19 protein-coding genes are annotated in these 18,481 nt (G+C 60.3%); 11 read left to right on the forward strand and 8 right to left on the reverse strand.

The features are described from left to right. Window positions 1–45 precede the first annotated feature (45 nt). Window positions 46–2,307, reverse strand: a complete 2,262-nt coding sequence (locus JNB91_RS20965) for an OmpA family protein (protein WP_220327419.1) — start codon at window positions 2,305–2,307, stop codon at window positions 46–48. A gap of 459 nt (window positions 2,308–2,766) precedes the next feature. On the opposite strand from JNB91_RS20965, the gene JNB91_RS20970 reads away from it, so the two are divergent. The 8 genes from JNB91_RS20970 to JNB91_RS21005 all read left to right on the forward strand — a co-directional run bounded on the left by JNB91_RS20970 (window position 2,767) and on the right by JNB91_RS21005 (window position 8,983). Continuing rightward, window positions 2,767–3,552, forward strand: a complete 786-nt coding sequence (locus JNB91_RS20970) for an ABC transporter substrate-binding protein (RefSeq protein WP_220327420.1) — start codon at window positions 2,767–2,769, stop codon at window positions 3,550–3,552. A 152-nt stretch (window positions 3,553–3,704) separates the two neighbouring features. Beyond that, complete coding sequence (locus tag JNB91_RS20975; RefSeq protein WP_220327421.1) at window positions 3,705–4,487, forward strand: ABC transporter permease; 783 nt, start codon at window positions 3,705–3,707, stop codon at window positions 4,485–4,487. After that, entirely contained in the window at window positions 4,484–5,314 is an 831-nt protein-coding gene (locus tag JNB91_RS20980; RefSeq protein WP_220327422.1) for an ABC transporter permease, read from the forward strand. The genes JNB91_RS20975 and JNB91_RS20980 overlap by 4 nt, the downstream gene beginning before the upstream one ends. A gap of 145 nt (window positions 5,315–5,459) precedes the next feature. Next, window positions 5,460–5,723 carry an usg protein gene (locus JNB91_RS20985; protein WP_220327423.1) on the forward strand — a complete coding sequence of 88 codons (264 nt, stop codon included), beginning with the start codon at window positions 5,460–5,462 and terminating at the stop codon, window positions 5,721–5,723. Between the two features lie 72 nt (window positions 5,724–5,795). Continuing rightward, window positions 5,796–6,611: a class I SAM-dependent methyltransferase gene (locus JNB91_RS20990; protein ID WP_220327424.1), complete on the forward strand. Its 816-nt coding sequence runs from the start codon at window positions 5,796–5,798 to the stop codon at window positions 6,609–6,611. 179 nt (window positions 6,612–6,790) lie between these two features. Then, window positions 6,791–7,369 carry a DinB family protein gene (locus JNB91_RS20995; RefSeq protein WP_220327425.1) on the forward strand — a complete coding sequence of 193 codons (579 nt, stop codon included), beginning with the start codon at window positions 6,791–6,793 and terminating at the stop codon, window positions 7,367–7,369. Beyond that, window positions 7,369–7,779, forward strand: coding sequence for a CopD family protein (locus JNB91_RS21000; protein WP_220327426.1), 411 nt, complete (start codon window positions 7,369–7,371; stop codon window positions 7,777–7,779). The genes JNB91_RS20995 and JNB91_RS21000 overlap by 1 nt, the downstream gene beginning before the upstream one ends. 127 nt (window positions 7,780–7,906) lie before the next feature. Further along, window positions 7,907–8,983 (forward strand): D-alanine--D-alanine ligase family protein, encoded by a 1,077-nt coding sequence (locus tag JNB91_RS21005; protein ID WP_220327427.1) that lies wholly within the window; start codon window positions 7,907–7,909, stop codon window positions 8,981–8,983. 20 nt (window positions 8,984–9,003) lie between these two features. Here JNB91_RS21005 and JNB91_RS21010 read toward each other — a convergent pair whose 3' ends face one another. From JNB91_RS21010 to JNB91_RS21025, 4 genes are all read right to left on the reverse strand, one after another. Next, complete coding sequence (locus tag JNB91_RS21010; RefSeq protein ID WP_220327428.1) at window positions 9,004–9,834, reverse strand: ABC transporter ATP-binding protein; 831 nt, start codon at window positions 9,832–9,834, stop codon at window positions 9,004–9,006. A gap of 10 nt (window positions 9,835–9,844) precedes the next feature. Beyond that, window positions 9,845–10,759, reverse strand: coding sequence for an aliphatic sulfonate ABC transporter permease SsuC (gene ssuC, locus JNB91_RS21015; RefSeq protein ID WP_430736332.1), 915 nt, complete (start codon window positions 10,757–10,759; stop codon window positions 9,845–9,847). Between the two features lie 138 nt (window positions 10,760–10,897). Further along, entirely contained in the window at window positions 10,898–12,073 is a 1,176-nt protein-coding gene (gene ssuD / locus JNB91_RS21020) for an FMNH2-dependent alkanesulfonate monooxygenase (RefSeq protein WP_220327429.1), read from the reverse strand. Between the two features lie 44 nt (window positions 12,074–12,117). Continuing rightward, window positions 12,118–13,095, reverse strand: coding sequence for an aliphatic sulfonate ABC transporter substrate-binding protein (locus tag JNB91_RS21025; protein WP_220327430.1), 978 nt, complete (start codon window positions 13,093–13,095; stop codon window positions 12,118–12,120). Between the two features lie 254 nt (window positions 13,096–13,349). Here JNB91_RS21025 and JNB91_RS21030 point away from each other — a divergent pair, with 254 nt between their 5' ends. Both JNB91_RS21030 and JNB91_RS21035 read left to right on the forward strand, forming a co-directional pair. Continuing rightward, window positions 13,350–14,222 (forward strand): NAD(P)-dependent oxidoreductase, encoded by an 873-nt coding sequence (locus JNB91_RS21030; protein WP_220327431.1) that lies wholly within the window; start codon window positions 13,350–13,352, stop codon window positions 14,220–14,222. Window positions 14,223–14,240: 18 nt separating this feature from the next. Beyond that, window positions 14,241–14,930, forward strand: a complete 690-nt coding sequence (locus tag JNB91_RS21035) for a DNA alkylation repair protein (protein WP_220327432.1) — start codon at window positions 14,241–14,243, stop codon at window positions 14,928–14,930. Window positions 14,931–15,004: 74 nt separating this feature from the next. Here JNB91_RS21035 and JNB91_RS21040 read toward each other — a convergent pair whose 3' ends face one another. Genes JNB91_RS21040 through JNB91_RS21050 form a run of 3 tightly spaced genes read right to left on the reverse strand, consistent with a single transcriptional unit; the run spans window position 15,005 to window position 16,772 of the window. After that, window positions 15,005–15,493, reverse strand: a complete 489-nt coding sequence (locus JNB91_RS21040) for an Lrp/AsnC family transcriptional regulator (RefSeq protein ID WP_148148515.1) — start codon at window positions 15,491–15,493, stop codon at window positions 15,005–15,007. 50 nt (window positions 15,494–15,543) lie between these two features. Then, the gene (locus tag JNB91_RS21045; protein ID WP_220327433.1) at window positions 15,544–16,188 is read right to left on the reverse strand and encodes a uracil-DNA glycosylase family protein; all 645 of its coding nucleotides are present in this window, start codon (window positions 16,186–16,188) and stop codon (window positions 15,544–15,546) included. Further along, window positions 16,185–16,772, reverse strand: coding sequence for a thermonuclease family protein (locus tag JNB91_RS21050; RefSeq protein ID WP_220327434.1), 588 nt, complete (start codon window positions 16,770–16,772; stop codon window positions 16,185–16,187). Before JNB91_RS21050 ends, JNB91_RS21045 begins: the two co-directional genes overlap by 4 nt. A 122-nt stretch (window positions 16,773–16,894) precedes the next feature. Here JNB91_RS21050 and JNB91_RS21055 point away from each other — a divergent pair, with 122 nt between their 5' ends. Beyond that, on the forward strand, window positions 16,895–18,430 hold the full coding sequence (locus JNB91_RS21055; protein WP_220327435.1) for a sensor histidine kinase: 1,536 nt from the start codon (window positions 16,895–16,897) through the stop codon (window positions 18,428–18,430). The last annotated feature ends 51 nt before the right edge of the window (window positions 18,431–18,481 follow it).

Consider the following 18,481-nt stretch of genomic DNA (forward strand, 5'->3'; position numbering starts at 1 on the left):
ACCTTGATGGCCGACGGCTTCCATTCTTGTAGGTCGCAGTGATGTTTACTGGTTGGAGGCGACCGGCTTCACCAATGGTGTGATACGACGGATCGTCACGCGACGGTTCTCCTGGTTCGCGGCCTCGGTGCTCACCTTCAGGTATCGCTCGCCATAGCCTTGCGTCGTCATGTTTTCCGGCGGAATGCCGAAAGCATCCGACAGCACGACGGCAACCGATTCCGCACGCCTGTCCGAAAGGACAAGGTTGCTTTCGTCGGAGCCAACCGCATCCGTATGGCCTTCAATCAGGAAGGTTTCGGACGGATCCTTTTCCAAGACCTGATTGATCGCATCCGCAACCTTGCGCAGCGAGCTTGCCTGGTTCATCGGGATTTCCGCACTTCCCGTGGCAAAGGTGATCGTATCGAGATCGATACGCGGAACCTTGTCGCGGATACGTGCGGAATAACGGACTTCGTCCAGCGAATAGGGCCGTTCGACCCGCTCTACCGGCGGCTGCTCCAAGAACCGATAGTAATCGCGGTCCGGCTCGCTGGACGTATCGATGATATAGTCATCGATCGGTACGCCAAGCCGCATCGGCGGCAGGTCGTCGCCCGGATCGCGCCAGGTGTAATCTCTGCGATCTTCCAGAAGCTCCGGTGCATAATAGAGCACATATTCCTTGCCGCCGCGCACAACGCGCGAACGCTGCACGACTTCGCCGTAGCGGTTGCGGATCGTCACCACGCGGGTGCCATCGTCACGCTCGACGATTTCGCGGTAGCGACCATCACCCAAACGCTCGTATTCCGGCTGCCTTCCATCCTCATAGAAGCGACGGCTGTCATTGTGGCGGACATAGGTCTGGTTATCGATCGAGATGATCTCACGGCCGTCGTCGCGATCCCAGTTTCTACGGTCGCGGTCGCGATTGCGGTCCTGTCCTTGAGCCTGACCCTGCCCCAGAAGAGCGCCTGCAATCGGGCCAAGAACATCCCATCCGCGCGGGCGTTCGAAATCGGGCCTGCCATCCATGCGCTCGCCACGTTCCTCGACCAGTTCGCGCCGCTGGTTGCGCCAGCGCTCCCTGTCTTCACGGGTCACACGATCGCTGGCCTGCGCGTCGGCATCGGTGCGCGGCGGCGGAGCCGGGCGCTCCTGTGCCTGCTGTCGATCGGGCGTGCGGGCATCCGGGCGATTGCCATCGCGGCGCGGACGATCACCGTTGTTCTGGGCACGATCGGGCCGCAGCTCCTTGGCGCTGTCGAGCACGGCCGCACCGTTTTCAACCGGAAGCATCGGCTGTTCGGCGCTCTGTTCGACCGGCCGCGGCTGGTTGCGCTCGCCGCCGCTTGCCGCACGTTCGGGAGGCGCCCTGTTCGGATCCTGTGCCTGCTGACGCGGTGTCTGGCCGGGCTGCTGATCCGGCTGTACCGGTACGGGAGCCTGGTCGGCATTTTGTTGCGGGCGACGCTGGGGACGTTCACCGCCTTCGCCCTGATCGGCCTGCTGGCGCTGCGGGCGCTCGCCCTGAGGACGCTGACCCTCGGGCTGCTCGGTTTGAGGACGCTCCGCCTGTTGCGGGCGACCTTGCGGCTGTTCAGGCTGTAGCTGTTCGGCCTGCTGCTGGCGTTGCGGCCGCGGCGTGGGCTGTTCAGCCTGTTGAGCATCTGGCTTTGCGGCCGGTTCCGGCGCCTGATCGGCCTGCTGGCGTTGCGGGCGCTCGCCTTGCGGCTGCTCCGGCTGTGGCTGCTCAGCCTGCTGCTGACGCTCCTTGCGCGGTTTGGGCTGTTCGGCCTGTTCCGCATCCGGTTTTGCCTGCTGCTGTGGTTCGGGCGCCTGCTCGGCATTCTGCTGGCGACGTTGTGGTCGCTCGCTGCCCTCGCCCTGATCGGCTTGTTGCTGGCGGCGCTGGGGACGTTCCCCCTCCGGCTGCTCGGCACGCTGTTCACGCTGGCGCGGCTGCTCTTCCGCCTGGCCGGCATCCTGTTGCTGACGGCGTTGCGGACGCTCGCCGCCCTCACCCTGGTCCGCCTGCTGGCGGCGCTGCGGCCGTTCACCTTCCGGCTGTTCGGCACGCTGCTGACGCTCACCGCGCGGGCGCTCTGCGCCTTCGCCCTCGTCTGCCTGCGGCTTGCGGCGTTTGGGGATCTCCTCACCTTCTGCAGGAACCTGCTCCTGAACCCGGATGATACCTGCTGCTACCGGCTGTGCCGCTCCGAGTTCCATGCCGGACGGCAGGGCATAGGCAGGCTGCATCAACAATGGCAGGGACAAAACAGGCGCCGCCACGCTGGCGAACAGTCTGGATTTCATCGACATGACATTTTCCTCTTCTGGCTTTCGTCCCTAGATGCGCGCGACGGCCCCAATGGTCATCCCTGTTGTGGCCCACCTCTTGCGGGCAGTTTTTCGCGGCACCACAACTGTATTTGTTCCAATTTGGTTCCCATTATGACCGGCAGCAAAGGTCCGCATGATCGGGACCAAAGTCTGAACCGTGCTTGAATGAAGTATTCATCGCTGATTATGCCTGCGCCATCTTGGCGCATCGCAAACACTGCCGCCCTTGACATTATGCATTTTCCTCCAGGAACCTTGTGGCGACGTGTCGGTTGGGACGTATCCGTCAAAGGGATGTGAAGCCCGAGGTTGCCGCAGAAAATGCCGTTGCAATTTTCCCGGAGCCGGTATCTATAAAAACCAAGGGCTGCAAAACGCCCCTCACCGGCTGCGAAAAACCGAAAAAACGCCGCCGGACTGCCAACAGAGAGGACCATTATGAACATCTCCACCCGTTTGTTTGCTGCCGCGTCGATCGCAGCGATCTCGCTTTTCGCTGGCGCCGCTTCGGCACAGGAAAAGCTGGTGATCGGTACGGAAGGTGCCTACCCGCCCTTCAACGTTCTGGAATCCAACGGCGAGCTGACCGGCTTCGATATCGACATCGCCAAGGCGCTCTGCGTCCAGATGAAGACCGAGTGCACCTTCGTCACCAATGACTGGGACGGCATCATTCCGGCTCTGCAGTCGAAGAAGTTCGACGCGATCATCGCTTCCATGTCAATCACGCCCGAGCGTCAGCAGCAGGTCACCTTCTCGAAGAAGTACTACAACACGCCTCCGGCGATCGCCGTGCCGAAGGATTCTCCGCTGACGGAAGCAACCGCCGAATCGCTGAAGGGCAAGGCCATCGGCGCTCAGGGTTCGACCAGCCATGCCAACTATGTCGAAAAGCATTTCCCGGATTCGGATGAAAAGCTCTATCCGACCGCCGACGAATACAAGCTCGACCTGACCAACGGCCGTATCGATGGCGTCGTCGACGATATCGTCGTCCTCACGGAATGGGTGAAGTCGGATGCCGGCTCCTGCTGCAAGATCCTGACCCCGCTTCCGGTCGATCCGGAAATCAACGGCCAGGGTGCAGGCATTGCCGTGCGCAAGGATGAACAGGCTCTGGCCGACAAGTTCACCGCAGCCATCGCCGCGATCCGCGCCGACGGCACCTACAAGAAGATCCAGGACAAGTATTTCGACTTCGACGTCTATGGCGGCGAACAGTAATCTACTTTTCTCGTGAAAAAGCGGCGGAAGGGTCACCTTCCGCCGTTTTCATTTTTGTGAAGCACTTGTCCTCAAGAAATTTTCCTTTTTAATTGGCATTTGAAAGCGGCACGACATAAGCCGCAGGGGAATATGAACCGGAACATGATCCTATGAGCGGATGGCTCTCCGCCCTCTTTAATATACTCGACCCGTTTTGCGGCCCCGCCGGTATCTTTACCTGGCTTGGCGGCTCCGGGCTGGTCTCCTGTGGCGACACCGGATGGGGCGACGAAATCGCCTTCGGCGTCAAGGTGACGATCTCGCTGGCGCTCGCCACACTGCCTGTCGGGCTGCTGATCGGTTTCCTGATCGCACTTGCCGCGCAGTCGCAGGAAAAACTGCTGAGGCTGGCCGCCGGTATCTACACGACCATCTTTCGCGGCCTGCCGGAACTGCTGACACTGTTTATCGTCTACTATGGCGCGCAGATGCTGATCCAGTCCGTGCTTTCCTTCTTCGGTTATGACGGGCGCGTGGAGATCAACGCCTTCGTTGCCGGCATGGTGGCATTGGCGGTGGTTTTCTCCTCCTATTCGTCGGAAGTTCTGCTGTCGGCCTTCCGCGCCATTCCGCGTGGGCAATATGAGGCCGGCGATGCGCTCGGTCTTCGTCGCGGCAAGACCATGCTGCTGATCGTCCTGCCACAGCTCATCCGCATCGCCCTGCCCGGCCTTACCAATCTCTGGCTGATCCTGCTCAAGGATACGTCCTATGTGTCCGTCATCGGGCTTGCCGATATCGTGCGCCAGACGGGTGTTGCTGCACGCGTCAGCAAGGAAGCCTTCTTCTTCTATTTCCTCGCCTGCCTGCTCTACCTGATCCTGGCGATGATCTCCTCCTACGGTCTCGGCTTCATCGAGCGCTGGGCCAAGCGGTCGGAGGTTTCCCGATGAGCGTGACGAAGGAAATGATCCCGCCGCGCCCGGCGCCTGCTGTTCTGCACCGGCCTCTGACGACGGCGAAGGTCGTCGGCATCGGGGTGCTCATCCTGTGGGCGCTGCTCGCCATGGCGCTGATCAGCATGGTGATCGAGGGCTGGGATCCGGCCAAATTCGAGCGCTATGGACCGCGTTACCTCAACGGCTTGTGGACGACGATTTCGCTGGTGGGCATCTCCATCGTGCTCGGGGCCATTCTATCGCTGCCTATCGCATTCGCCCGCATGGCGAAGAACCGCGTGCTGAATGCGATTGCCTACGCCTATGTCTACGTCTTCCGCTCGACGCCGCTGCTCGCCCAGTTGTTCCTGATCTATTACGGTCTCGGCAGTTTCCGGCCGCAGCTGGAATCTGTTGGTTTGTGGTGGTTCTTCCGCGAGGCCTGGTATTGCGGTCTTTTTTCGCTGACGCTGAACACTGCCGCCTATCAGGCGGAAATCCTGCGTGGCGCGCTCCAGAGCGTTCCGGTCGGCCAGCACGAAGGTGCAGCCGCACTCGGCATTTCCAAGCGCGTCGCCTTCTGGAAGATCATCCTGCCGCAGGCCCTGATCGTGGCGCTTCGGCCCTATGGCAACGAGATCATCCTGATGATCAAGGGCTCGGCCGTCGTCGCCATCGTTACCGTCTACGATCTGATGGGCGAGACGCGCTACGCCTTCTCGCGGACGTTCGATTACCAGACCTATCTCTGGGCTGCGATCTTCTACCTCACCATGGTCGAAGCGTTGCGGCATTTGTGGAACTTCATCGAACGACGCCTGACCCGCCATCTGGTGCGCTAGCAGCACTCACAGAAGATGGATGCTAATAGACTGAAATAAAACATCAATTTCGGCCAAAAGCGATAATCGTCAAGCTTCCATTAAGCATGACATGATCCCATTTCAATGACGCAGGCAATGCGTCATTGAAAAAAGGGAACAGCAGATGTCGGAACTCGAAATGATGCTGCGAGGCTACGGCCTCACCACCGCCCAGATCTTCTACCGCATGCCGGATCATCCTGCCCTGCTGCAGAGTTACGTCTGGCAGAATTACGATCTCGCCCCCGACTCTCCCGAAATGAACGGCTTTCTGAAATTCTGGCAGGAAAAGCTGGAAGGCCCCATCCATTCCGTCCGCTACGTGCATCGCAAGCTGATCTCGGCCAGCGAGTGGCGGCAGGTGAAGGGCGAAATCATCCTGCACTGATCGCGTCTGCTGCGATCCTCGCAATTGCCAAACGCTGTCGCGACACGTAAAGCGGCTGGCAACAACGAGGATATGGTTATGGCGAAGATCGACGAAGAAGCATTGGCGGAAGCCTATAACAAGGCGCTTGCACATGAAAAGGCCGGCGAGATCGATGCCGCCGTCGAAGCCTATCGCCAGGTGCTCGAAATCGATCCGGAAGATCACGGTGGTGCCGCCGTTCGCATCGCCTCGATGGGCCGCGGCGAAGCGCCGCCGAAGGCGCCGGATGCCTATGTCGAAACCTTGTTCGACCAGCACGCAGAAAGCTTTGAAGACATTCTGGTCGAACAACTCGGTTATGCCGTGCCGGTTCTGGTGCGCCAGCGCCTGCAGGAGCTGAAGCTCGGCCCGTTCAAGCGCATGCTCGATCTCGGCTGCGGCACGGGTCTTACCGGCGGCACGCTGCGCGACATGGTCGATGACATTACCGGTCTCGACATTTCCGAAAACATGGTCGAGATCGCCCATGAGAAGGATCTCTACGAGACGCTCTATGTCGCCGAAGTCGAGGACTTTCTCGAGGACAATGACGACGAGCCCTTCGATCTGATCACGGCGACCGACGTGCTTCCCTATCTCGGCGCGCTCGAACCGCTGTTCTTCGGTGCGGCCGAAAACATGGTCGCCGGCGGCCTGTTCATCTTCTCGTCGGAATCCTTAGATGAAGGTGACGAGCGCACCTACACGGTCGGCCCGCACCAGCGCTTCATGCATTCACCGGCCTATATCCGCACACGGCTTGCCGATACCGGTTTCGAGCTTGTCGAAATGACTGACATCAACGTGCGCATGCAGGACGGCAATCCCAGCCCGGGCCATCTGGTCATCGCCAAATTGAAGAGCTAGTTTCTTTTCGTAACAAGGCGGAAATGGTGCCCACAAAGCCCCTCATCCGCCTGCCGGCACCTTCTCCCCGCATGCTGGGAGAAGGGCGGACACCGCAAGGTATCGACCCACGCCGACATCGAGCGAGGCAAGTCCCCTCGCCCCGCTTGCGGGGAGAGGGTTAGGGTGAGGGGCATTTTGTGAAGACGGCAACGACACCACAGCGCTACTTCCTCGCCCAGGCATACAACAACGCCTGGGCCAATCACCGCCTCCTCAAGGCCTGCGCATTACTGTCCGCTGAAGACCTCGCCGCACCGCGCCAAAACTTCTTTCCATCGATCATCTACACGCTGAACCATATCCTGACCGTCGACTGGCTCTATATCGGTGCACTTGAAGGAAACTGTCCGGGCGCTTCCGCCTTCGAACCGGAAATCCCGTTTGCTATCCTTGCCGATCTCGACCGCGAGCAGCGCGCCGCCGACCGCCGCCTCATAGACCACTGTCGCAGCCTGACGGACGAGACGCTTTGCGGCGAAGTCAGCATCCCGCGCGATACGCATGTGCAGGTCGAACCGGCAGACCGCATCCTGCTGCATCTCTTCCAGCACCAGATACATCATCGCGGACAGGTTCACGCGATGTTATCCGCAACCGGCGTAAAGCCGCCGCAACTGGACGAATTCTTTCCATCAGACCCGGCAGAACAGGCGCTTCGAGCGCAGGATCTGGCTGAACTCGGGTTTACCGAACAGATGATCTGGAGTGATCGATAATGCTGTATTTCACCATCAAGGCCCTGCACCAACTTTCCGACTTTCTGCTGATCGGCGGCATGCTGATCAATGCCTTCGTCATCTCGATGGTGCCGCCGCCGATCCGCGTCGGCGTCATCGTCGCGCTGCGCAAATACGATCGCACCGTGACCACGGCCGCACTTGCCGGGGCCTGGATTTTTGGCCTGTGGCTCGCCTTTGGTTATATCGGTTTCTCCGATGGCTGGCTGCATGCCAAGCTTCTTCTGGTCGTCATTCTTTCGGCCCTACACGGCATGCAACAGGCCGCGATGCGCAAGATGGCTGCCGATCCGAAGCTTGAACCCAATGCCTTCGTGCGCATCGGCATGCCGACCATTCTGATCTGTCTGGTGCTCATCGTAGCGCTGGCCGTGATCAAGCCGTTCTGATTTCGCCCTTTTCTCATCCTTGACTGCGCATCCGCCGCAAAACAGCCCGTTTTGCGGCGTCGCAAGGAATGGGCAAAAACCGATGCAGAATCGGATACCGGCTGCGAGCCGGACTGGAGAGGGATATATGACGGGAACTACAGACAGGCTGCGTATTGCCGTTTTGTTCGGCGGGCGTTCGGCGGAACATGACGTGTCGGTGCTTTCGGCAACTAATGTCATGAATGCGCTCGATCCGCAAAAATATGATGCGGTACCGGTCTTCGTCAGCCGCGAAGGCGAATGGCTGCTCAGCGCGTTTGAGGGCGGTGCGCTTTCAAAGCCGGAAAGCGGCACCCAGCTTTCGCTCATTCCCGGCGGCAAGGGCCGCATGCTTGCGCTTCCCGAAGGGGCTGCGGCATACGAACTGCCGAAGATCGACATCCTGTTTCCCGTGCTTCATGGCCTGCATGGCGAGGACGGCGCGGTTCAGGGTTTGGCTGAGGTGGCGCGTGTACCGCTTGCCGGCTGCGGCATTCTCGGCTCGGCCAATGCGCTCGACAAGGATATCGCCAAGCGGCTGTTCAACGAGGCCGGCATTCCGGCTGCACGCTCGGTGACGATCTATCAGGATGCGGCACCCGCTTTCGAGGAACTGGAACAGACGCTCGGCCTGCCGATCTTCATCAAGCCGGCCCGCCAGGGGTCTTCGGTCGGCGTCAGCAAGGTGTTGACGAAGGCCGGTTACGGCGCGGCGCTGTCCGAAGGGTTTCGCCACGACAGCAAGCTTCTCGCCGAAGAATTCATCAAGGGCCGCGAGATCGAATGTGCTGTTCTGGAGGCACCGGACGGCAGCCTGTTCGTCTCGACAACGGGTGAGATCGTTCCGGCGGAGAGCCACGGCTTTTACAGCTACGATGCCAAATATATCGACGAGGATGGCGCGGCGCTGCGAGTCCCGGCGCAGATACCGCCGGATGTCGAAGACGAGATCCGCGCCTTCGCGATCAAGGCTTTTCGCGCACTCGGCTGCGACGGCATGGCGCGGGCTGACTTCTTCCTCACCGCCGAAGGGCGCATTCTCGTCAACGAGCTGAACACCATTCCCGGCTTCACCGATATCAGCATGTATTCCAAGGTGATGGGCGCAAGCGGCGTCAGCTATCCTCAAGTGATCGACCGGCTTGTGGAACACGGGCTGGCGCGGGCCGGCCGATCGATCTGATCTAATCTCTGATCCGATCCTCAAGCTTTCCCGAGGATCGTATCGAGCAGCCTGCCCTCCAGTTCCGCCAGAACCGGATCGCCATGCCGGCGCGGCTGGTCTCTCGGGATTTCGAGATCAAGGCTGATACGGCCTTCATCAAGCACGATCACCCGGTCGGCCAGATGCACGGCTTCCGCCACGTCATGGGTCACAAGCACTGCGGTAAAGCCAAGCTCGCGCCAGACATCCGTCACCAGATTCTGCATGCCGATCCGCGTCAGCGCATCGAGCGCGCCGAGCGGCTCGTCGAGCGCCAGCAGGCCAGGGCGACTGACCAGTGCGCGTGCCAGCGCCACACGCTGCCGCTGGCCACCGGAAAGCTTTGACGGCCAGTCCTTCGCCTTTTCCGACAGCTGCACGCCCGCCAGCGCCCGCTCGGCCTCGCGCCGCCCGAAAGCCCTTGGCACGCCGTCACCAAGGCCAACCGCCACATTGTCGGCAACAGAAAACCATGGCAAAAGCCGCGGCTCCTGGAAGACGATGCGGGAATTCGGTTCAACCGCCTCGCCTTCCTCATCGACGAACTCTATCCGTCCGCCGGTCGGCTCATCCAGCCCGACGAGAAGCCGCAACAACGTGCTCTTGCCGCAACCGCTCTTGCCGACGATTGCCAGAAACTGTCCGGCAGGCACATCGAGGTCGAGACCGCGCAGGACAGGATTGTCGCCGAAGCGTTTTTCGACGCCGCGCAGCCTTAAGCCCGCCGGTTGCGGCGCTGCCTGATAGTCCACGGGCTGTGCCTCATGGTAAGCGTCCAGCTCCGCATCAGAAATGAAGGCGAGCGGCGATTGATAGGGTCCAACGGGCATTTTATCCTCCTTATCGCTGATAGGCCGGGTTCCATGAGAGCGCTGCCCGCTCCAACGTCCGGGCAATGACGTCGGCAAGCTTGCCGAGCACCGCATAGATGACCAGCGCCAGCACGACGACATCGGTCATCATGAATTCGCGCGCGGTATTGGCCATGTAGCCGATGCCGGAATTGGCGGCGATCGATTCCGAGACGATCAGCGTTAGCCACATGATGCCGAGCGCATAACGCAGGCCAACGAAGATCGACGGCAGTGCGCCTGGAAAGATCACCTTGCGGAACAGCGACCAGCCGCTCATGCCGTAGATGCGCCCCATCTCGATGAGGTCGCGATCGACATTCTTCACCCCGTGATAGGTGTTCAAATAGATCGGGAAGAGCACGCCGAGCGATGTGAGGAACAGCTTGGCCTCCTCGCCGATGCCGAACCAGAGGATGACGAGCGGGATCATCGCCAGATGCGGAATGGTGCGCAGCATCTGCAGCGTCGTATCGGTCAGCTGTTCCGACAGTTTCGACACGCCGTTGGCGATGCCGAGCAAAAAGCCGATCGAGCCGCCGATCAGAAGACCGCTCAGCGCACGCGCACCACTGACACCGACATCGCGGGCGAGTTCACCGGAAAACAGCCTTTCCCAGAAAGCCGCAACCACCGCCGCCGGCGATGGCATGATGCGGTCGGAGATGAGGCCGAAGGAGGAACCGGCCTGCCAGAGAATGACCAATGTCACCGGCAGGAGAAATGGCAAAAATCGGCCGAAAGCGGCCAATACTGCTCGGGAGCGATCGGAGGCGCTCCGGGTGATCTCCCCCCTTGTGGGGGAGATGTCAGCGAAGCTGACAGAGCGGGGTGATGCCCCCTCGGCGACCTCTGCCGATGCCGAATTCCGCGAGACGTTCCCCCCCTCTGCCCTGCCGGGCATCTCCCCCACAAGGGGGGAGATCGCAGGAGCCGCGAGCCCTTTGCCCCCAACAGATCGCGACTGACTGCCACTACGTCGAAGCGGGTGACCATCGGTAAACGTATCGACTGTCGTCATTCTCTCGCCCTCACTCTCTTATCAGGCTGCCGCGACGGCGCGGATGGTGGCGTGACCACCGCCGCCGAAGAGCGGTTTTCCCGAGGCGAACTCGTTGCCGAAGCCAGCACGCTGTTCCTCGCGGGTGATGCCGAGTTCCGGGAAGAGCAGTTCCGCCACGCGATAGGCCTCTTCCAGATGCGGATAACCGGAGCCGATCACCGTCTCGATGCCAAGATCCTGGTATTCGCGCAGGCGTGCGGCCACCGTCTTCGGCGAGCCGACCAGTGCGGTACCCGCCCCCGAGCGCACCAGCCCGATACCGGCCCAGAGGTTGGGCGAGACTTCCAGCTTGTCGCGACGACCATTATGCAGCGCCGCCATTCGCTGCTGGCCGACACTGTCGGAATCACGGGCGAAATGCGCCTGCGCCTTGGCGATCGTCTCGTCGGAGAGTTTGGAGATCAGCTTATCCGCCGCTTCCCATGCTTCCTCGTCGGTCTCACGGACGATGAAATGCAGGCGAATGCCGAAGGAGACGTCCCTGCCCCGTTTTTCGGCAGCAGCGCGCACGGCCTTGATCTTCTCACCCACCTGTTCCGGCGGCTCGCCCCAGGTCAAATATTTGTCGCCGCGACCGGCAAAGAATTCGATGCCGGCATCCGACGATCCGCCGAAATAAAGCGGCGGCCGCGGCTGCTGGATGGTCGGGAAACCGAGCCTGGCATTTTTCGCCTTGATATGCTTGCCGTCGAGATCCGCATGGCCGGTGGTGACAAGATCCTCAAAGACCTGGAAGAATTCCTCCGCGTGGGTGTAACGCTCGTCATGCTCGAGAAAGATGCCGTCACCGGCCAGTTCCGATGGATTGCCGCCGACGACGATATTGAGGAGCAGCCTGCCGTTCGTCACCCGGTCGAGTGCAGCCGCGAGCCGTGCGTAATAGGCAGGTGCCGCCGTGCCCGGACGGATCGCCACCAGAAATTTCAGTTTTTCGGTGAACGGCGCCAGAGAGGCCGCCGTGACGAAGGATTCCTCGCAGGAAACGCCGGTCGGCAACAGAACGCCGGAAAACCCAAGCCTGTCCACCGTCTGCGCCAGTTCGCGCAGATAGCGGTTCTCCGGCGGGCGGTTCAGTTCGCTGCCGCCGAGATAGGTGCCGTCGCCACCGGTCGGAATGAACCAGAGAAAATCGATGGGGTTCTTCTTATCGCTCATCGTCAAAAATCCTTGATCTCGGTTGGTCTGTGACGGACGGCAGCTCAGCTGGCCTTCGGGCGCCAGACGATGTCGGAAATGTCCAGCTTTCGCGGGATGATCTTGAGATCGTAGAATTCGTCGGCCAGCGCCTGCTGGTACTGGACTGCCGCATCCGGCACGGTGGAGACAGCGCCGAGATCCGCGCCACGCCGCGACAGCACGACCTTGGTGACATCTTCCGGCACGCCGGTAATCGAGGCGATCGCCTTTACCGTTTCGTCGAAATTCGACTGTGCCGTACCGCCGACCTTTTTCAGTTCGTCGATCACCTCGACGATCAGATCGCCGTTCTCGCCAGCGAAATCACCATTACCGAGGAAATAGCTCCAACTGTCGACGATGCCTTCCGCCGTCGTCAGCACGCGGGTCTGCGGATCGGCTTCGGCAATCGCGGTATAGGGATCCCAGATCGACCAGGCATCGATCGAGCCGTTCTTGAAGGCGGCGGCCGCATCCGGCGGCGCCAGATCGAGCTGGGTCACGTCGGTGGGTGCAAGACCGCCCTTGCGCAGAACCTTGACCGCAACATTGTGGGCGCTGGAGCCGCGCTTGAAGGCGAGCTTCTTGCCCTTCAGGTCCGCGATCGACTGAATAGGACTGTCCTTGTGGACGAGGATGGCCGAACCTTGAGAACTGCCCCGATAGGTGCCGACATAAAGCAGATTGCCACGTGCGGCCTGGGCAAATAGCGGCGGCACGTCACCCGTCGGGCCGAAATCAAGCGCGCCCGCCCCGAGCGCTTCGAGAAGCGGCGGGCCGGATGTGAATTCCGACCACGTGACCTTGATGCCGCGATCGGCAAAACGCTTTTCGAGCGCGCCCTGGCTCTTGGCGAGCGCCAGCACACCGTTCTTCTGCCAGCCGATACGCAGTTCCTTGGCGGCGGCCCTCGCTTGGCCGGCAATCGGCAGCACTGCCGCGGCCGCGGCCGCACCGATCAGCCCCAATGCCTGCCGACGTTTCAAATTGAGTGTCACCATCGAATGAACCCTTCCTCTCCGGATTTCGATGGTGAAAGGCTCCCATACTCTATCGACTTGGTCGACATTCCAACATTTCAAAAAACAACCGGGAATGGAGATTTCATTTCTCCGATTCAAGCAGATGGGAATGCAAAACTGCTAAACCGCAAATCTACGCTGCGTTGCGGAAAATCATTTTTGCCTGCTTTGTTCTTCCCGTCGGCCATGCTTTGTTCTAATCATCTGGAACAACAAGCGTTCGGAGGTTCGGCATGGCGAAAGTGGCATTCATCGGTCTCGGGGTGATGGGTTTCCCGATGGCGGGACATCTCAAGCAGAAGGGCGGCCACGACGTCACCGTCTATAACCGCACCGCCGCCAAGGCTGCCGACTGGGCCGCGAAATTCGGTGGTGCGACCGGAGCCACCCCGGCTGAAGCCGCCAAGGATTCCGATTTCGTTTTCACCTGCGTCGGCAATGACGACGATCTCCGCTCAGTGACAACAGGCGAAAACGGCGTACTCTCTTCGATGAAGGCAGGTGCGATCCTGATCGACAACACCACGGCCAGCGCCGAAGTCGCCCGAGAACTGGAGGCCGCAGCCAAAGAAAAGGGTGTCCACTTCATGGATGCGCCCGTTTCCGGCGGACAGGCAGGCGCGGAAAACGGCGTGCTCACCGTCATGTGCGGCGGCGAGCAAGCCATCTTCGACAAGGCCAAGCCGGTCATAGACGCCTATGCCCGCATGGTCGGGCTGATGGGTCCGGTCGGAAGCGGCCAACTCACCAAGATGATGAACCAGATCTGCATTGCGGGCATCGTCCAGGGTCTCTCGGAAGCCATTCATTTCGGCAAGCAGTCGGGTCTCGATATTGAAAAGGTCGTCGATGTCATTTCCAAGGGTGCTGCCGGTTCGTGGCAGATGGAAAACCGCCACAAGACGATGGACCAGGGAAAATACGATTTCGGCTTTGCCGTCGACTGGATGCGCAAGGATCTCGACATCGTGCTGACCGAGGCGCGCCGCAACGGCGCAAAACTGCCGCTGACGGCGCTGGTCGATCAGTTCTATGGCGACGTGCAGGCCATGGGCGGCAATCGCTGGGACACGTCCTCGCTGCTCGCCCGGCTTGAGCGGAAATAACCGGCAAGGTCAAAGGCAATGCTCAGCCCCTCCTCCGACGTCGCAGGCATCATCGATCATCTGCGCACATTACGGTCGGAGGAGAACATTGCCGGCATGGGCCGCCTCGGCATAGTCACCGAAACGGCGCTCGGGATCTCCAATCCGGACCTGCAGAAGATTGCCCGGGCGGTAGAACGAAACCACGCCCGGGCGCTCGAACTTTGGAAGACAGGCATCCGCGAGGCGCGGATGGTGGCGATCTACACGGCCGACCCGAAAGCGCTTAACCCCGCCGAAGCACATTCATGGGCGAATGACTTCGTCTCCTGGGAAATCGTCGATACCGCCGCCGACCTTTTTACCGAAACGCCCTTCTGGCAGGACCTGATCGCCGACTTTGCCGCAGACGATCGCGAATTCGTCCGCCGCACGGCCTTTGCCATGATCGCCGGCGCCTCCGTCCATCTGAAGAAGGAACCGGATGCAGCGTTGATCTGCTATCTGCCTTTGATCGAAGAGCACTCCACCGATCCGCGCAATTTCGTCAGAAAGGCCGTCAACTGGGCCTTGCGCAATATCGGCAAGCGCAGCGTCACCTGCCATGCCCCTGCCCTCGCCCTTGCCCGAAAACTTGAGGCATCCGACGATAAAACGGCACGTTGGATCGGCAAGGATGCAGTCAAGGAATTGTCGAGCGAGAAGGTGCTGAAGCGGCTGAAAGTCTGAATATCAAAGCGAAAACGCCGCAACCCATGCCGGATCGCAGCGCTCGCAAAATTGCCTCAACAGAGCTGGATCGCTCAGTCGTCGCCGGATTTCTGGTTGTCGATCATCATGTAGTCGAGCGGCAGTTCCGTCGTGTACTTGATCTGCTCCATGGCGAAGACGGAGGAGACGTCGCGGATCTCGATCTTGGCGATCAGGCGCTTGTAGAAGGCGTCATAGGCGGCGATATCCGGCACGACGACGCGCAGGAGATAATCGACATCACCGCTCATGCGGTAAAACTCCACCACTTCCGGGAAATCGACCACGACTTCGGAAAAACGCTTCAGCCATTCGATCGAGTGGCTGGCGGTACGGATCGAGACGAAGACGGTAACCTTGGTGTTGACCTTGCCCGGATCGAGCAATGCCACGCGACGGCGAATGACGCCGTCCTCTTCCATCTTCTGGATACGACGCCAGCAAGGCGTGGTGGACAGGCCGACCTTCTTTGCGAGATCCGCAACTGCGAGTGTGGAATCCTCCTGCAGAATGCGCAGGATCTTGCGGTCAAGACGGTCCATCATTGTCCCCTTCGAAATGTTTTTTCGTTATACACCCGAATTTCGCACAGTTAAGCGAATTTTGTTCCGCGGATCAAGCTATCCACATGCAGCCTCAGCACCGGCAGGATCTCTTCCTCAAACCAGACGTTTCTTTTCAGCCAGCCGCTGTTGCGCCAACTCGGATGCGGCAGTGGCAGGATGCGCGGCCCGTCATTGGCGAAGAAATAGTCGCGCCAGTTTCTCACCGTCTCGGTCGTGCTTTTCTTGCGGCGCGCACCCAGATGCCATGCAGCGGCATATTGGCCGATGACGAGGATGGTGTCGATTTGCGGCATTGCCGCAATCACCTTGCTGCGCCATGCGGGCGCACATTCCTTGCGCGGCGGCAGGTCGCTTCCCTTTGCGTCGTAACCGGGAAAACAGAAGCCCATGGGCACGATCGCTAGACGGCTCGCGTCATAAAATTCCTCGCGCGTGACGCCCATCCAGTCGCGCAGCCGGTTGCCAGATGCATCATCGAAAGGCAGTCCGCTTTCATGGACGCGCAGGCCCGGCGCCTGGCCGGCAATCATCAGCCTCGCCGTCGATGACAGCGTTACGACCGGCCGCGGCTCATGGGGCAGCGGATTGTCCGCCTTTGCAGGATGATCCCGACAGATGCGACAGGCGGCAATCGATGCGCCAAGATCGGCGATCCGGCAAGGGTCCGTCACGACCAAGGAAGCCACCCTTTCAACCGGTCGAGGATCGTGTCCACCAGGCTTTCGTCCCCTGCCGATCCATCATCTTCCGCTGCCGCGCCCTTGGCGGCACGCCATGCGCGCGGCGTCTCGAAGGGAGCTGACCAAATCCCCCTGCCTTCGCCCCGCGCGGCAGTCTCCTCCTCGTGATAATCCCCGGAGGCAACGGCCATGCCCTGACGAACAAGCTCGGCATTCACATCCGTCTCGCCCAGTTTGCAACGCACCAGCACGCGCCCGTAACGATCTCTGGACGATCCCGCACAATATGCGTCAGGCGACGCGGCGAACTTCGACAGAGCATCGCGTGCGGCATCGCCGCATGTCCAGGCATTTCCGCCCTCGCCGCCACAGGACTGATCGGACTCCGGCGCATCGATGCCGATCAGCCTCAACCGCTCTGCCCCGGCAGCCAGAGTATCGCCGTCGATTGCGTAAAACGGGCCGCTGATGCGGGTGTCGCCGTTCAAGTCGATCTTGGCAACGATCAGCGAGGCAAGGACGAGGAATGCTCCGAGGAACAGACCATCCTTCAGGGTCTTGGCAAGTCGGGTCACAATCCGGTCCCAATTACAAACGGAAGCTTCAGGAAAATGGCAAACAAAACCTTTCCCGGCAGTATCTTCTTAAGGTTTGGAACATAAGCTCTCAATCATCCGAGTAAGTTAGTTCACAACCAATGAGTAGCGGCGTCAGTACCTCGACCGACAAGATAATCGTTGATCGATCGCGTGGTCACCGCAACAAGGCGGTTTCCAAGGCCGTGCGCGCGACGCGTGAACGACTGCAACTCAGCACCAACGGCAATCAGGCATTTGACCGGGACACTCTGTCCATGCATGTCAATGCGGTCCTGCAGGCCGCAGCGGTCGTCCCCCTGTTCATCGCGCTTGTCACCGCGATCGGCATGTATGTGTCGCCCAGCGCCAATCTGATCGTCTGGGCGCTTCTCATGCTCAGCCTGCATGCGATCAATCTCCTGATCGCCCGCCGCTTCAGCCGCAAGGAGATCGCCGCGGCATCGACGACCAAGTGGCGGCGACGTTTGCTGGCAGCCCAGGTTCTGCTCGGTGTCGGCTGGGCGATCTTTGCGCTTCAGTCCTGCAACACCTGCGGCGGCGACAGTTTCTATTTCTACAAGGGCGCAGTGCTTCTGTTTGCGATCTCGATCACCGCCATGAGCAGCTTCATGCTGCGCCAGGGCGTGCTCGTCGGCTTTCTGCCGATGATCGCAGCGCTTCTCTTCATGGCGATCATGTCCCGCGACCTGGTGGATGTCGGACTGACGGCAATCTGCGCAATTGCGGTCGTGTTCTTCCATTTCATCGGCGACAGGCTTTATCGATCGAACCTGACCCTGATGTCCTATCAGTCGGAAAAAGATGATCTGATCGCCGAGCTGGAAGTGGCCAAATCGATGTCGGACGAGGCGCGGCGCCGTGCGGAAGAGGCCAATCTGGCCAAATCCCGCTTTCTTGCCTCGATGTCCCATGAACTAAGGACGCCGCTCAACGCCATTCTCGGCTTTTCCGAGGTGATGAGTTCCGAAGTGCTCGGTCCGCTGCCGAACCCGACCTACCGGGAATATGCCGGTGACATTCATCGTTCCGGTGAGCATCTTCTCAACTTGATCAACGAAATCCTCGACCTGTCGCGCATCGAAGCCGGCCGCTACGATCTCAACGAGGAAACCCTGTCACTGCTCGAAGTGGCGGAAGACTGCATCGGCATGGTGCAGTTGCGGGCGCGCGCGAAGAATATCGTCATCAAGCACGCTTTCGAAAACGATATGCCGCATGTCTGGGCCGACGAGAAATCGATCCGCCAGGTCATTCTCAACCTGCTCTCCAATGCGGTGAAATTCACCCAGCAGGGCGGAGAAATCTCCGTCAAGGCGGGATGGACGGCCGGCGGCGGCCAGTATGTATCGATCAAGGACAACGGGCCGGGCATTCCAGAAGAGGAAATCCCTGTGGTATTGTCGGCTTTCGGCCAGGGATCGATCGCCATCAAGAGTGCAGAACAGGGCACCGGGCTCGGACTGCCGATAGTACAGGCGATACTCGCCAAGCATGACGGCCAGTTCGTGCTGCGCTCGAAACTGCGCGAAGGAACAGAAGTGATCGCCATCCTGCCGGCGACGCGCGTGATGCAAAGTATTCCAGCCGTTGCCGATGCGCAGGCGATTGAAAGGCGCAGGCGTTCATTCGCCTGAAGCCCTGTAAACGCAATAGAGCATTTTCGGTCAATTCGGCCGCTCTAATCA

It is taken from the genome of Aliirhizobium wenxiniae (assembly GCF_019511445.1).
Classification (GTDB): Bacteria; Pseudomonadota; Alphaproteobacteria; order Rhizobiales; family Rhizobiaceae; genus Neorhizobium; species Neorhizobium wenxiniae_A.

What these genes read in the sequence shown, in the direction of transcription:
- JNB91_RS21010 (WP_220327428.1), bottom strand. Translation starts at nt 9,834, where the DNA reads ATGCCCGTTGGACCCTATCAATCGCCGCTCGCCTTCATTTCTGATGCG.
- JNB91_RS20985 (WP_220327423.1), top strand. Translation starts at nt 5,460, where the DNA reads ATGTCGGAACTCGAAATGATGCTGCGAGGCTACGGCCTCACCACCGCC.
- JNB91_RS21005 (WP_220327427.1), top strand. Translation starts at nt 7,907, where the DNA reads ATGACGGGAACTACAGACAGGCTGCGTATTGCCGTTTTGTTCGGCGGG.
- JNB91_RS21000 (WP_220327426.1), top strand. Translation starts at nt 7,369, where the DNA reads ATGCTGTATTTCACCATCAAGGCCCTGCACCAACTTTCCGACTTTCTG.
- ssuC (WP_430736332.1), bottom strand. Translation starts at nt 10,759, where the DNA reads ATGCCCGGCAGGGCAGAGGGGGGGAACGTCTCGCGGAATTCGGCATCG.
- JNB91_RS21025 (WP_220327430.1), bottom strand. Translation starts at nt 13,095, where the DNA reads ATGGTGACACTCAATTTGAAACGTCGGCAGGCATTGGGGCTGATCGGT.
- JNB91_RS20980 (WP_220327422.1), top strand. Translation starts at nt 4,484, where the DNA reads ATGAGCGTGACGAAGGAAATGATCCCGCCGCGCCCGGCGCCTGCTGTT.
- JNB91_RS21035 (WP_220327432.1), top strand. Translation starts at nt 14,241, where the DNA reads ATGCTCAGCCCCTCCTCCGACGTCGCAGGCATCATCGATCATCTGCGC.
- JNB91_RS20990 (WP_220327424.1), top strand. Translation starts at nt 5,796, where the DNA reads ATGGTTATGGCGAAGATCGACGAAGAAGCATTGGCGGAAGCCTATAAC.
- JNB91_RS21030 (WP_220327431.1), top strand. Translation starts at nt 13,350, where the DNA reads ATGGCGAAAGTGGCATTCATCGGTCTCGGGGTGATGGGTTTCCCGATG.
- JNB91_RS20965 (WP_220327419.1), bottom strand. Translation starts at nt 2,307, where the DNA reads ATGTCGATGAAATCCAGACTGTTCGCCAGCGTGGCGGCGCCTGTTTTG.
- JNB91_RS20975 (WP_220327421.1), top strand. Translation starts at nt 3,705, where the DNA reads ATGAGCGGATGGCTCTCCGCCCTCTTTAATATACTCGACCCGTTTTGC.
- JNB91_RS21040 (WP_148148515.1), bottom strand. Translation starts at nt 15,493, where the DNA reads ATGGACCGTCTTGACCGCAAGATCCTGCGCATTCTGCAGGAGGATTCC.
- JNB91_RS20970 (WP_220327420.1), top strand. Translation starts at nt 2,767, where the DNA reads ATGAACATCTCCACCCGTTTGTTTGCTGCCGCGTCGATCGCAGCGATC.
- JNB91_RS21055 (WP_220327435.1), top strand. Translation starts at nt 16,895, where the DNA reads ATGAGTAGCGGCGTCAGTACCTCGACCGACAAGATAATCGTTGATCGA.
- ssuD (WP_220327429.1), bottom strand. Translation starts at nt 12,073, where the DNA reads ATGAGCGATAAGAAGAACCCCATCGATTTTCTCTGGTTCATTCCGACC.